Origin of the sequence: Thermoanaerobacter thermocopriae JCM 7501 (assembly GCF_001310975.1) — a bacterium.
In the GTDB taxonomy this organism is placed as follows: domain Bacteria; phylum Bacillota; class Thermoanaerobacteria; order Thermoanaerobacterales; family Thermoanaerobacteraceae; genus Thermoanaerobacter; species Thermoanaerobacter thermocopriae.
Genome location: NZ_BAZY01000009.1, coordinates 1 through 13109 on the forward strand (window position 1 = coordinate 1; position 13109 = coordinate 13109).

General features: G+C 34.7%; 7 protein-coding genes, 4 pseudogenes and 2 riboswitches. Of the genes and pseudogenes, 5 read left to right on the forward strand and 6 right to left on the reverse strand.

The genetic code is table 11. The features are described from left to right. Nucleotides 1-163: 163 nt before the first annotated feature. Nucleotides 164-1016 (forward strand): annotated as a pseudogene (locus JCM7501_RS05240) (Rpn family recombination-promoting nuclease/putative transposase). A gap of 99 nt (nucleotides 1017-1115) precedes the next feature. Here the strand turns inward: JCM7501_RS05240 and JCM7501_RS05245 are convergent. The 3 genes and pseudogenes from JCM7501_RS05245 to JCM7501_RS05255 form a co-directional block, all read right to left on the reverse strand. Further along, nucleotides 1116-1558: pseudogene (locus tag JCM7501_RS05245) on the reverse strand (OsmC family protein). Between the two features lie 88 nt (nucleotides 1559-1646). Beyond that, nucleotides 1647-3302, reverse strand: coding sequence for a dihydrolipoyl dehydrogenase (gene lpdA, locus JCM7501_RS05250; protein WP_028992090.1), 1656 nt, complete (start codon nucleotides 3300-3302; stop codon nucleotides 1647-1649). A 157-nt stretch (nucleotides 3303-3459) separates the two neighbouring features. Further along, the gene (locus tag JCM7501_RS05255) at nucleotides 3460-4440 is read right to left on the reverse strand and encodes a lipoate--protein ligase (RefSeq protein WP_028992091.1); all 981 of its coding nucleotides are present in this window, start codon (nucleotides 4438-4440) and stop codon (nucleotides 3460-3462) included. Between the two features lie 101 nt (nucleotides 4441-4541). Next, a riboswitch (glycine riboswitch) is annotated at nucleotides 4542-4647 on the forward strand. A 2-nt stretch (nucleotides 4648-4649) separates the two neighbouring features. Beyond that, nucleotides 4650-4720: riboswitch (glycine riboswitch) on the forward strand. Nucleotides 4721-4794: 74 nt separating this feature from the next. On the opposite strand from JCM7501_RS05255, the gene gcvT reads away from it, so the two are divergent. The 4 genes and pseudogenes from gcvT to gcvPB all read left to right on the forward strand — a co-directional run bounded on the left by gcvT (nucleotide 4795) and on the right by gcvPB (nucleotide 9094). Beyond that, nucleotides 4795-5901, forward strand: coding sequence for a glycine cleavage system aminomethyltransferase GcvT (gene gcvT, locus JCM7501_RS05260; protein WP_028992092.1), 1107 nt, complete (start codon nucleotides 4795-4797; stop codon nucleotides 5899-5901). Nucleotides 5902-5916: 15 nt separating this feature from the next. Further along, a complete protein-coding gene (gene gcvH, locus JCM7501_RS05265) occupies nucleotides 5917-6297 on the forward strand; it encodes a glycine cleavage system protein GcvH (RefSeq protein ID WP_028992093.1) in 381 nt (126 codons plus the stop codon). A 4-nt stretch (nucleotides 6298-6301) separates the two neighbouring features. After that, a pseudogene (gene gcvPA / locus JCM7501_RS05270) lies at nucleotides 6302-7644 on the forward strand (aminomethyl-transferring glycine dehydrogenase subunit GcvPA). After that, nucleotides 7641-9094, forward strand: a pseudogene (gcvPB, locus tag JCM7501_RS05275) (aminomethyl-transferring glycine dehydrogenase subunit GcvPB). Before gcvPA ends, gcvPB begins: the two co-directional pseudogenes overlap by 4 nt. Before the next feature lie 54 nt (nucleotides 9095-9148). Here the strand turns inward: gcvPB and JCM7501_RS05280 are convergent. The 3 genes from JCM7501_RS05280 to JCM7501_RS05290 are packed head-to-tail and all read right to left on the reverse strand — an operon-like array spanning nucleotide 9149 to nucleotide 13040. Further along, nucleotides 9149-10339 carry a sugar ABC transporter permease gene (locus JCM7501_RS05280; RefSeq protein WP_003870809.1) on the reverse strand — a complete coding sequence of 397 codons (1191 nt, stop codon included), beginning with the start codon at nucleotides 10337-10339 and terminating at the stop codon, nucleotides 9149-9151. A 14-nt stretch (nucleotides 10340-10353) separates the two neighbouring features. Further along, nucleotides 10354-11877 (reverse strand): sugar ABC transporter ATP-binding protein, encoded by a 1524-nt coding sequence (locus tag JCM7501_RS05285; protein WP_004400238.1) that lies wholly within the window; start codon nucleotides 11875-11877, stop codon nucleotides 10354-10356. A 17-nt stretch (nucleotides 11878-11894) separates the two neighbouring features. Then, entirely contained in the window at nucleotides 11895-13040 is a 1146-nt protein-coding gene (locus JCM7501_RS05290; RefSeq protein WP_028992095.1) for a sugar ABC transporter substrate-binding protein, read from the reverse strand. Nucleotides 13041-13109: the final 69 nt, after the last annotated feature.

Here is a 13109-nt window from a genome sequence, read left to right on the forward strand (position 1 = left end):
TATAATAGTTTTATTAATTATTAGTTCTACAGAAATCTTAAAAATCCTCTATTTATTCACTTGTAAGATTTTAAATAAAAATTCAAAATATGCGTATCTTTTAATTTTTTATGGTATAATGTTTATAAGACAGTGAGGATGAGAAATGAAAGGAAGAAATCAAATGTCACAAAAATATGACATTGCTATGAAAAATATCTTTTCTGACATGGCAGATGATATAATGAGTTATTTTTTGGGACTTACGTCCGTCAAAATAGATGAACTTAATATAGAGTTCGCAAAAATTGAAAAAAGAGAAAGTGATATGATATTCAAATGCACCACAGACACAGGAGATATTGCTGTACACATAGAATTTCAATCAAGCAATGACAATAAAATGCCATATAGAATGTTAAGATACGCAATTGAAGTAATAGAAAAGTATAATCTAATGCCTTATCAGGTGGTAATCTATCTGGGTAGACATGAGCTCAAGATGGTTGATAGCATTAATTTTAATTTTAGCAAAGAAAATTTGCTAAATTACAGATATAAAATAATTGATATGGGGAATATAAAATTTTCGGAGATAACACAAACTAATTATTATGATTTGTATTCGCTGCTTCCGTTGATAGATAAAAAAAAGACGTGAAGAAGAAGGAGAAAAATATCTGGAAAAATGCGTGAAAGCAATAAAAAACATGCAAGTAGATATAGATAAAAAGAGGAACATAGCTTTTAAAGCAGAAATATTGGCTGGCATAGTATATAAGAAGGAAGTTATTGAGAGAGTATTTAGGGAGGTGGAAAAGATGTTTAGACTAGAGGAATCAGAAACATATAAAATGATAATTGAAAAAGGTATAGAAAAAGGTATAAAAAAGGGTATAGAAAAAGGTATAGAAAAAGGCAAAAAAGAAGGAAAAATAGCTGTAGCAAAAAAATTATTAGAGAAAGGGATGGATATTGACGAAATAGCGGAAATTACAGAGTTATCGAAAGAGGAAATAAAAAAATTGTTGAATTAAAAATGTTTTAGAAATCACTGAACTCTCAAAAGAAAAAATAGCAAAATTAATTAAATGTCAAAAACACTCCACCGCAAAAAGGTGGAGTGTTTTTGATTATTATTCAACAATCACATCTGACAAAACTAATTTTACTGGATTTGCTAATGAATCTCCTACTGGGCAAGTCTTTTCTATAAATTTAGCAAATTCCTCTACTTTTTCTTTTGGGGCATCTGTTTTTATGTGCATTTTAAATCTTATCTCTTGGAATCCTGGTCTTACACCAGCTTTTCCCATAAATCCGTCTGTATCAAGGTCTCCTTCTAATTCTACCCAAAAATCTTGTAAATTTATACCCTTTGCTTTTGCAAAAACTGATGCCACAATTGTCTGGCAAGAACCTAAAGCGCAAAGCAAAGCCTCTACAGGATTCATTCCTTTGTTTGTACCGCCTAGCTCTTTAGGCTCATCTAAGATTATTTTAAAGCCTCTTACCTCGCTTTCAACTGCTAACCCCTCTGGTAACTTCTTGAAACCGCTTTGAAGGTTTCAATTGCCATTTTAAACTCCTCCTTTTATTTTTTAAATTTTATTTATTTCGGAAGCTCTATAAGAGCTCTGAAAGCGTATAGATAAATGGCGTTAAAATTACACTTTGTGTATAGACTCCCCAAAAATGTCCTTAACAGCTTCCATAATCGTTTCGCTCCTGGTAGGATGGGCATAAACCACTTTCTTCAAAGCTTCCGCATCCACACCTTCTTGGCAGGCTGTTGAAAGTATGTGAATAAGTTCAGAAGCTCCACTACCTACCACCCAGGCGCCAACTACTTCTCCCTTTTCATTTGAAATCACTTTTGCAAAACCTTCTGTCTCTCCATATGTCTTAGCCCTTCCGTTGTGCTCAAAATTAAATCTTCCTACTTTTACCTCTTGAAATTTGTTTCTCGCCTCTTCTTCGGTATAGCCAAAATACCCAATCTCTGGCTCTGTAAATACTGCTGCTGGTATCTTCATATAATCTAATGTACTTGACTCACCAAAAATATTATCTACTGCTACTTCTCCTTGTGCTGATGCAACATGTGCCAACATCATTTTGCCTGTGACATCACCTATAGCATAAACCCCTTCTACATTTGTTCTCATGTGCTTATCAACTTTAATAGCTCTTCCTTCAAATTCTAATAGTTCCGTAATTGGGCCAATATCTGTATTTAACTTCCTCCCTATAGACACAAACACTTTATCTGCGTATATGCGCTTTATATTTTCACCATTTTTAACTGTTACTATACTTCCTCCGTTTTCTTCTTCATCTATTCTCTCAACTGTTGAAGAAGTATATATCCTGATTCCTCTTTTTTGAGCTATTGCCCTAATAAAAGAACTTACTTCTTTATCAAGGGTGGGAAGAATGTCAGGCATCATTTCAACAACAGAAACTTTTATTCCAAATTGATTCATTATAAAAGCAAATTCCATGCCTATTACCCCGCCACCTATAATGCATAAACTTTGTGGCAAAGAGGTCATTTCAAGAATAGTATCACTATTCATGACATTTTTGGAGTTAATGCCTTCGATAGGAAGTTCAGCAGGTGATGACCCAGTTGCAATGATAATATTTTTCGCTTTAATTTTGTTTTCTCCAAATAGTACATTCTTTTCTTTGTCAACTTTTGCTTCAGCGTAAAACAAGTCCACTCCATTGGCTTTAAGTAAAGCATTTATGCCTTCAACAAGCTCTCCTACAATACCATCTTTTCTCTTTACAACTTGAGTATAATCAAAAGAGTTTACTTTTACATCAAATCCAAATTCTCCAGCTCGTTTTAAAATGTCATACACTTCGGCAATTCTTGCATAAGCTTTTGTTGGTATACATCCTCTATTTAGACAGGTACCACCTAATTTATCCTTTTCAAATAAAGCTACTTTTGCACCTTTTTTAGCAGCTTTAATAGCAGCAACATATCCTCCAGGACCTGCCCCTATGACAGCTAAATCATATTCTTTGCATTCATATTTAATTTCCTTTTGGGTGACAGAAGGCTTTACTTCTTCAGACTGTGTAACTATTGCAATAACATCTCCCGGCTCCACTGTACTCCCAGGATGGCAAACAATTTTTGAAATAATGCCTTCATAGTCACTGTACACTTCAAAATTTACTTTATTTACTGCTATATCACATAGACAAGCCCCTTTTTCTACGTATTGTCCTTCTTCCACGTACCATTTTGTAATTCGTCCACTTTTCATCGTATCTGAGAAAGCAGGTACTTTTATTTCTATGTCCATCTATATATACCTCCAATTCTAAATCGTATCTTCTGCATGTTCCCCCCGTTAGAAGGGGTAAGTTTGATAAAATAAAAACGTCATTTATTTAACAATTTTTTCTATATATATTTTATCACTTTTTAGTTAAAAATTCAACAATCTAAAGGTATTTTTATTAAAACATCACTTCTATTAAATTGTCAACAGTTATGTTGGCCAAATAATCGTTTATATCAATATTTGAAAGTACTTTTTTTATTTCCTCTTCTGAATGCTTTACTCCTTTCAAAAGGTTTTCTACCTCTGAAACATCGTATTTTCCAAAAAAGTCCCCGCAAATTTTTACATCTTTTATTATTCCCTTTTCTACATTTAAATTTACCTCAACGGTACCACCAGCAAATTTTTTCTCATTTTTAAATTTGTAATCTGGCGATGTTCCAAAATTCCATTCCCACGTGCTATACTTTTCCCTAACCAATTTCTCTATTTTTTTTATGTCTTCTTGCGTAAATTCATACATTTCACTCCCACCGGTTTGTTCTCTAATGTGATTCATAATGAGGTCTATAAACTGTTCTATTGTAATAGGCTCTTTTAGATGCTCACTTATGTTTGTAACTCTTTTAGACACAGATTTCACACCTTTGTCTTCAAATTTTACAGGTCGCACTTTCAGTGCCGCTGACAAATCCGTAATGCTAGAAGAAAACAAAAGTGTTCCATGGTGTAATATTCTATTTTTGTAATAATACTGCGCATTTCCCGAAATTTTTTTACCGTCAATTGTTATGTCATTTCTCCCAGAAAACTCAGCATTGATAGAAAGTTTTCTAAGCACGTCTATGATTGGCTGTGTAAATCTTTTAAAATCGCTGAAACTACTGACACCCTCATTGACTATAAAAGTAAAATTCAAATTGCCGAGGTCGTGAAAAACCGCTCCCCCTCCTGATAATCTTCTGACAACTGGAATTTTATGTTGTCTTACATAATCCAAATTTATTTCTGCCAGCGTGTTCTGGTTTTTGCCTATTATAATACTGGGTTCATTCCTCCACAGCATGAAGCATTCTTCTTGGAATTCTTTTAAAATATATTCTTCGGCAGCTAAATTAAAATAGGGATTTGTGTTTTTATTGTAAATATATAACATACCCACCTCTCCTCCTTTTAGGTTAACGATTATTGACTATTTGATGGAATATAATATAATAAAAATATAGCATATTTTAAAAAAATTGAATACTGTTCTAGATGATGATAGCGAGAGATATCTTTAAAAAAAGATAGCCGAAGGGGAAATATAAAGGCCCGCCAAGCCTTTATAGAAGCTCTCAGGCAAAAGTATCGCTATCGGATAGGCCTCTGGAAAGCTCGCAAGAGCACCGAAGGAGCAATACTTTAAGTAGAAGCTCTCAGGTTAAAAACAGAGGAGTTATGATGGCACCTAGTCTTTTTGTGCTCATCATAACTCCTCTTTTAAATTTTGTGAAAGGGTGTGGTATGTTTGGATAGTCTCAAAAAAACACCTCTTTTTGACCTTTACAAAAAATATAATGGAAAAATCATCGACTTTGCAGGATGGGCTCTCCCTGTTCAATTTGAAAGCATAATCTCTGAACATGAAGCTGTAAGAAACGCTGCAGGACTATTTGATGTTTCTCATATGGGAGAAATAATTGTAAAAGGAAGAGAAGCTTTTGCCTTTTTGCAAAATCTCATAACAAATGATTTGTCAAAGCTAAAAGAAAACCAAGTCCTTTATACTTTCATGTGCAATTACAATGGCGGCCTTGTAGATGATTTATTAATCTACAAATATTCTGATGAACACTTCTTACTTGTTGTAAATGCGGCTAATATAGAAAAAGATTATAAATGGATGAAGGACAACAAAGGAGTATATGCAGTAGAAATAAATAACATTTCAGATGAAATTTCAGAGCTTGCAATACAAGGTCCAAAAGCAGAAGAAGTACTTCAAAAACTTACAGACACTGACCTTTCTCAAATTAAATTTTTCTACTTCAAAGACAATGTCAAAATAGCAGGTATAAACTCCTTAATTTCAAGAACTGGGTACACAGGTGAAGACGGATTTGAAATTTACATCCCCAATAAATACGCAATAGAATTGTGGGAAAAAATAATTGAAGTTGGAAAAGAATATGGACTTAAACCAGCAGGTTTGGGAGCAAGAGATACATTAAGGTTTGAAGCAGGTCTACCTCTTTATGGAAATGAACTTTCAGAAGAAATAACTCCTTTAGAAGCAGGTTTTGAGTTTTTCGTCAAATTTGACAAGGGCAATTTTATCGGAAAAGATGCTCTATTAAAGCAAAAAGAAGAAGGGCTTAAGCGTAAAATCGTGGGATTTGAAATGATAGACAATGGAATTCCAAGACATGGTTATGAAGTGCGGGCTCACAATCAGAAAATAGGCTATGTAACAACAGGGTATTTCTCTCCTACACTAAAGAAAAATATAGGTCTTGCATTGATTGATGTAAAATATGCAAAATTAGGAAATCAAATTGAAATTGTAGTAAGAAATAAGCCACTTAAGGCTTCAATAATAAGCAAAAACTTTTACAAAAAAAATTATAAAAAGTAAGGAGGAGGTATAATTATGGAAGTTTTAGAAGGCTTGTATTACTCAAAAGACCATGAGTGGGTTAAAGTAGAAGGTGATAAAGCATACATAGGAATAACTGACTATGCTCAGCATTCTTTAGGAAACATAGTGTACATCGAGCTTCCAGAAGTAGGTGCAGAACTTAATGCTGGGGATGTACTTGGAGTTGTAGAATCTGTAAAAGCTGCATCTGATGTTTACACACCTGTAGATGGAAAAGTACTTGAAGTAAACAATGCTATTGTTGATGACCCATCTTTAGTAAACAATGACCCCTATGATAGTTGGATGATATTAGTAGAACTTAAAGATAGATCACAGCTTGAAAATCTAATGACAGCTGAAGAGTATAAAAAATTCTTGGATGAGGAGTGAGAATATGTTTCCCTACCTTCCCATCTCCTCTCATGACGAAAAAGAAATGCTTACGAGCATAGGAAAAAGCTCTGTAGAAGAACTATTCGAAAACATTCCTAAAGAAGTACGTTTAAATAGATCCCTAAATTTGGCTAAACCAATGTCAGAAATAGAGCTTAAAAGACATATTAAAAGATATGCTGAACAAAATAGAAATCTTGAAGAATTGATAAGTTTTTTAGGTGCAGGAGTATACGATCATTATATCCCTTCCATTGTAAAACACATAATCTCCCGTTCTGAATTTTACACAGCATATACTCCTTATCAGCCAGAAATAAGCCAGGGAACTTTACAGGCTATATTTGAGTATCAAACGATGATTTGCAACCTCACGGAAATGGAAGTCACAAATGCCTCAATGTATGATGGTGCAACTGCCTGTGCAGAAGCTGCAATTATGGCATGTGAAAACACAAAAAGAAAAACCATATTAGTTTCAAAAACTGTAAATCCTGAAACTCGAAAAGTTTTAAAAACTTACATGCACTTTAGAGATATACAAGTAATTGAAATAGAGGACACAGAAGGCGTAACTGACATAGAAAATTTAAAAAATAAAATTGGGAGTAATGCCGCGGCAGTAATTGTACAGTATCCTAATTTCTTTGGAATTATTGAAGATTTACAGCAAATTGAGAAAATAACCCATGAAAATAAGGCGATGTTGATAACCTATGTACATCCAATACCCCTCGCATACTCAAATCGCCAGGAGAAATTGGTGCAGACATAGCTGTAGGAGACGGTCAGTCTCTTGGAAATGGGTTAAACTTTGGTGGTCCTTATCTCGGCTTTTTAGCTACTACACAAAAGCTTGTACGAAAAATGCCAGGAAGAATAGTAGGCCAAACAAAAGATGTAGACGGTAAAAGAGCCTTTGTTCTTACCCTGCAAGCAAGAGAACAACACATAAGAAGAGAAAAAGCTACATCAAATATTTGTTCCAACCATTCCTTAAATGCCTTGACTGCTGCACTATATCTTGCAACCATGGGTAAAAAAGGCATAAAAGAAGTAGCTTATCAATGTACACAAAAAGCTCATTACGCTTTTTCAGTACTTACTGCATCAGGAAAGTATAAACCGGCTTTTGATAAACCATTTTTCATGGAATTTGCAATAAAGAGTGAGATAGATATAGACATAATTAATCAAAAGCTTTTAGAAAACGGGATACTAGGCGGATACAACCTCCACAGAGATTACGATAAATACAAAAATACAATGTTACTGGCTTTTACAGAAAAGAGAACAAAAGAAGAAATTGATAAATTAAAAGCTCTGCTGGAGGCGATAGAATGAAAGAGTACAATAAATTGATATTTGAATTGTCAAAGGAAGGAAGAAAAGCCTATACTCTTCCTAGATTAGATGTGGAGGAAAAGACTTTAGAAGAAATACTCCCGGAACAGATGATAAGAAAAGAAGAAATAGAGCTTCCTGAAGTAAGTGAAGTAGATATAATAAGGCATTACACTTTGTTGTCAAATAAAAATTATGGCGTCGACACAGGCTTTTATCCTTTAGGGTCCTGCACAATGAAATATAACCCTAAAATAAACGAAGACATGGCATCCCTCACAGGTTTTACAGCTTTACATCCCTATCAACCAGTAGAAACTGTACAAGGCGCTTTGAAACTCATGTATGAATTAGAAAATATGCTCTCTGAAATAACGGGAATGGATAAATTCACATTACAGCCTGCTGCAGGTGCCCATGGGGAATTGACAGGTCTTATGATAATTAAAGCATATCACGAGCACAGAAATGACAAAAAGCGTAAAAAAATAATCGTTCCAGATTCTGCCCATGGTACAAACCCTGCCAGTGCAACAGTTGCGGGTTTTGACGTCATTGAAATTAAGTCACTAAAGAAGGCGCAATAGACCTTGAGGCGTTAAAAACCGTTTTAAATGAGGAAGTAGCAGGACTTATGCTCACAAATCCAAGTACTTTAGGACTTTTTGAAGAAAATATAGTAGAAATCGCAAGACTAGTACACGAAGCAGGAGGGCTTTTGTATTACGACGGTGCAAATATGAATGCTATAATGGGAATCACACGCCCTGGTGACATGGGATTTGATGTGGTACATTTAAATCTTCATAAGACATTTTCTACACCTCACGGTGGTGGAGGACCAGGTTCTGGACCTGTAGGTGTCAAAAAAGAGCTTGCCGACTTTTTGCCAGTGCCCGTAATAGAGTTTAAGGACGGTATGTACACCCTAAACTATGACAGACCACTTTCAATTGGAAAAGTAAGAAGCTTTTATGGTAATTTCAATGTACTTGTAAAAGCTTATTCGTATATTCTGACTATGGGAGCTGAAGGACTTAAGAGAGCCAGCGAAATGGCCGTTTTAAATGCTAATTATCTTAAAGAAAAACTTAAAAATCACTATAAAGTGGCTGTTGACAAAGTATGCATGCATGAATTTGTTTTAGCAGGTCTTTTAGAAAAAGTCAATGATATCAGAACATTAGATGTCGCTAAGAGGCTCATAGATTACGGTTTTCATCCACCTACAATATATTTCCCACTAATTGTTGAAGAAGCCATAATGATTGAACCTACAGAAACTGAAAACAAAGAAACACTGGATGCTTTTATTGAAGCAATGATTAAAATAGCAGAGGAAGCAAAAGAAAATCCGCAACTTTTAAAAGAAGCTCCACACAACACGCCTGTAAGAAGGGTTGATGAGGTACTGGCTGCAAGAAATCCTGTTTTAAAGTGGAGCAAATAGAGGGGGACCATTGAAAAAGCGGGGGATAAAAAAGACGGGACATACCCGTCTTTTTTATCTTTCCTTGCTGCGAGTTGCTACATCAAATATGACAGCGGCAGCCAAAACTATTCCAAGAATTATATATTGAAGCGAAATATCCACTCCTAGAAGATTCATTCCATTAGTCAAAGTTGACATAACAAATGCTCCAATCAATGAGTTGATTACTTTTCCCACTCCGCCTGCTGCAGATACTCCTCCTATATAAGCTCCAGCAATAGCATAAAGTTCAAAAAGAGTACCAGCAGTAGTTGTAGCTGATTGAAGTCTGGAAGCAAACAATATTCCTGATAAACCTGAAAGAAAACCCATCGAAGCAAAGACAATAAGGGTAATTTTTTTCACATTAATTCCACTTAAAGCAGCCGCTTCTGGATTACCACCTACTGCATAAATATGTCTTCCCAAAACGGTTCTATTAGTAATAAAACTATAAATAACTGTGGTAATTATCATAATTACAAGGGTCCATGAAATCCCTCGATGAGCTGCTAAAATAAAAGTTATATATAACAATAAAGCATCAATAAAAAGCAATTCGATAAGGAAAATGTCTAGTGGAAGTACATCAAATCCTCTTTTAATTTGTTGGGCTCTATTCTTAAGAGAAAAATAAACAATTAGCACTGCTGCTACAATACCCACTAACAATGTAAGCTTATGATAATTAGGTAAAATATTATTTATAAAAGGCAAGTCTGGAATAAAACCGTTGCCTATAGCATTAAAAGTTTTATTGGTAATTATAATAGTTCCAGATCCTTTTGTAGCCAACAAAAGAGCGCCACGATAAGCTAACCAACCTGCTAAAGTAGCAACAAAAGCTGGGATTCTTAAGTAGGTTACTAGCGAACCGTTTAGTAATCCAGCTAATGTTCCTAATCCTAGCACTATTATAATGGCTGATAAAGCAGAAAAGTGATAAAATTGCATCAATATAGCTGCAATTGCTCCTAAAAATCCAGACAAAAATCCTACAGAAAGGTCAATATGTCGTATAACAATAATTAAAGTTTCTCCAATTGCAAGAACAGCTATATATCCCGTCTGGTCCACAAGATTACTAATATTTACAGGTGATAAAAAATCGCCGCCAGAGAGGGCCGCAAAAACAGCCATTATTGCAAAAAGTGCTATAAACATAGCATAATCTCTTACATGATCTTTCAAAAATTCTTTTAAATGGCGAATAAATTCCTTCAATCTTAAACCCTCCTTTAGCTCACGGCATAAGCCATTACGATTTCTTGATTGGCTTCTTCTGATTTCAATTCCCCTGTAATTTTACCTTTGCTCATTATATATATTCTATCACTCATTCCCAATATTTCCGGTAATTCAGAGGATATAAGGAGAATGGCTTTGCCTTCACTTGCTAATTCTCTTATTAATGTGTATATTTCATATTTTGCGCCAACATCTATACCTCTTGTAGGTTCATCCAAAATAATGACATCTGGTTCAGCAAAAAGGCCTTTAGCTACCAAAACTTTTTGCTGAGTCCCTCCGCTCAAAGTAGAAACATTAACTTCAACATTACGAGCTTTTATATTAAGTCTTTTCTGAAAACCTTGGGCTATTTCTATCTCTTTGGCTTCATCAACTGTAATTCCTTTCTTCAAAGCTTTTAAATTCGCCAAACTTATATTTTCCTTTATGCTGTTTATCAAAATCAGCCCTTTTTCTTTTCGATCCTCCGTTAAATAAAGCACTCCCTGCTTAATTGCATCTTCCGGAGTCTTAAACTTTACTTTTCTACCCTTTAATATTATATCTCCAGAAATAATGTAGCCATATGGATTCCCAAAGAGGCTAAGTCCAAATTCTGTACGTCCAGCACCAACTAATCCAAATAACCCTACTATTTCTCCTTTTTTTAATACAATGTTTGCATCTTTTACTAAATAGCGGCCTGTATTGGGTTCAACTACATTCCAATTTTTAGTTTCCATTATAGGTTCATCTAGAGGTTCGGCTATAGGCATTGGATAAAGATTTGTAATCTCTCTTCCAACCATATGTTTTATTATCTTTTTTTCATCTACTTCTTCAGTTTTGCAATTAAAATAGGCTACTGTTTGCCCATCTCGTAAAACAGTTATAGAATCCGCCACTTTCAAAACTTCTTTTAATCTATGACTTATAAGAATAATTGTAACTCCTTGTTCTTTAAGTCCTTTTAAAAGAATAAGGAGATTTTCACTTTCAGTTTCGCTTAAAGCAGAAGTTGGCTCATCCAGAATTAACACTTTGGGATTTTTTGAAAGTGCTTTTGCTATTTCAACAAGCTGCTGCATACTTACACTAAGGTCCTTAGCCTTTACAGTAGGATTAATATTTTCACCTTTGACTTTTAATAAAAGTTGTCGTGCTCTTTCTATTTCCTCAAAAGTATCTACTATACTTCCCTTTTTAATTTCATTTCCCAAAAAGATATTCTCATATACTGTCATCTCTGGAACTAAAGAAAGTTCTTGATGGATAATGGAAATTCCGGCTTTTTCACTGTCTTTTATGCTAAAAAATCTTACAGGGTATCCCTCAAGTCTTATCTCTCCTTCGTATTCACCATAAGGGTATACCCCGCTTAAGATTTTCATTAAAGTACTTTTGCCGGCTCCATTTTCTCCAACTAAACAATGTATCTCCCTTGGTTGAACTTTAAAATTTACACCAAATAATACTTGTACACCTGAAAAACTTTTACTTACGTTTACAAGCTCTATAAGCGGGGTACCCATTCTTTACACCTCCAACATTATTTAGGCCAAGTAAAATCGCTTTCTTGGTAATATCCAGAATCTATTAGAACTTGTTTTACATTATTCTTATCCACTACTTGTACAGGAGATGGTTTAGAAGGAACATCTTTTACACCATTATTATAAGTTTTCGTAGCTTCTGGGGTTTTTCCGTCTAAATATGTCAAAGCAGCATTTATTGCATCCTTAACAAGAATCCTAACATCTTTGAAGACAGTCATGGATTGTTTGCCATCAATAATGTATTGAATAGATGGTTTTTCAGCATCTTGTCCAGTAATTACATAACTTTTAATGTCCGGATCTGCTTTAAAAGTATCTGCTATTGACCTTGCGGTACCGTCATTAGGAGCAAGTATAAATACATTACCCTTTAAATTTTTTGGCGCCTTAGCAAGGTTTGCCTGAGCAAGGTTTTTAGCAGTATTGAAATCCCAATTTGTAGTAATTTGTCCTATAATACTTGCCATTTCATCACGAGTTAAGTCTTTTTTATCTTTTAATGCAACTGCTTTGTCAGAATTTGCAATTACAAAAGTACCATCAGCGATCTTTGGCTGTAAAACTTCCCATGCTCCTTGGAAGAATAAGAAAGAGTTGTTATCAGATAAAGCACCAGCATAGAGATATAGAGGATTGCCTTTACCTGTTGCATGATCAACTAAATATTGACCTTGTTCTTTACCTACCTGTACACTATCAAAAGTGACATAATAATCTACTGCATCTGTGTTAAGTATTAACCTGTCATAAGATATAACCTTTACACCTGCTTTTTTAGCTGCCTCTGCAGAAGCTGCTGCCGCATTTGCATCGTGAGGGCACAAAATAAGCACTTTTATACCTTTACTTAGCAAAGTTTCTACATTAGCTTTTTCTTTAGCAGGGTCACCTTGGCTGAAAAGAATTTCAGCAGAATAAGGGGTATTCTTTAATGCATCCTGAAAGCGTGTCTCATCTTGAATCCATCTGGGTTCATCTTTTGTCGGTAATACAATACCAACAGCCAATTGTTTTTTCTCAGAAGTTTGCTCTGAGGAATTAGAAGTTTGTTTTGAGGAAGAAGAACAACCACCAAGAAAAGCAGATACTAACAATAGGAATGCTATTGCTACTACTATAAGTCTGCGCTTGTTACTCATTGTACATTACCTCTCCTTTCTAAAATTTTATTTTAATAATTCTACCTCCCCCCTCAAATTGCCTCTGGA

Bases quoted from the DNA above. Each gene is read 5' to 3' on its own strand.
- lpdA (WP_028992090.1), bottom strand. From the start codon at position 3,302: ATGGACATAGAAATAAAAGTACCTGCTTTCTCAGATACGATGAAAAGT.
- JCM7501_RS05255 (WP_028992091.1), bottom strand. From the start codon at position 4,440: ATGTTATATATTTACAATAAAAACACAAATCCCTATTTTAATTTAGCT.
- gcvH (WP_028992093.1), top strand. From the start codon at position 5,917: ATGGAAGTTTTAGAAGGCTTGTATTACTCAAAAGACCATGAGTGGGTT.
- JCM7501_RS05285 (WP_004400238.1), bottom strand. From the start codon at position 11,877: ATGGGTACCCCGCTTATAGAGCTTGTAAACGTAAGTAAAAGTTTTTCA.
- JCM7501_RS05290 (WP_028992095.1), bottom strand. From the start codon at position 13,040: ATGAGTAACAAGCGCAGACTTATAGTAGTAGCAATAGCATTCCTATTG.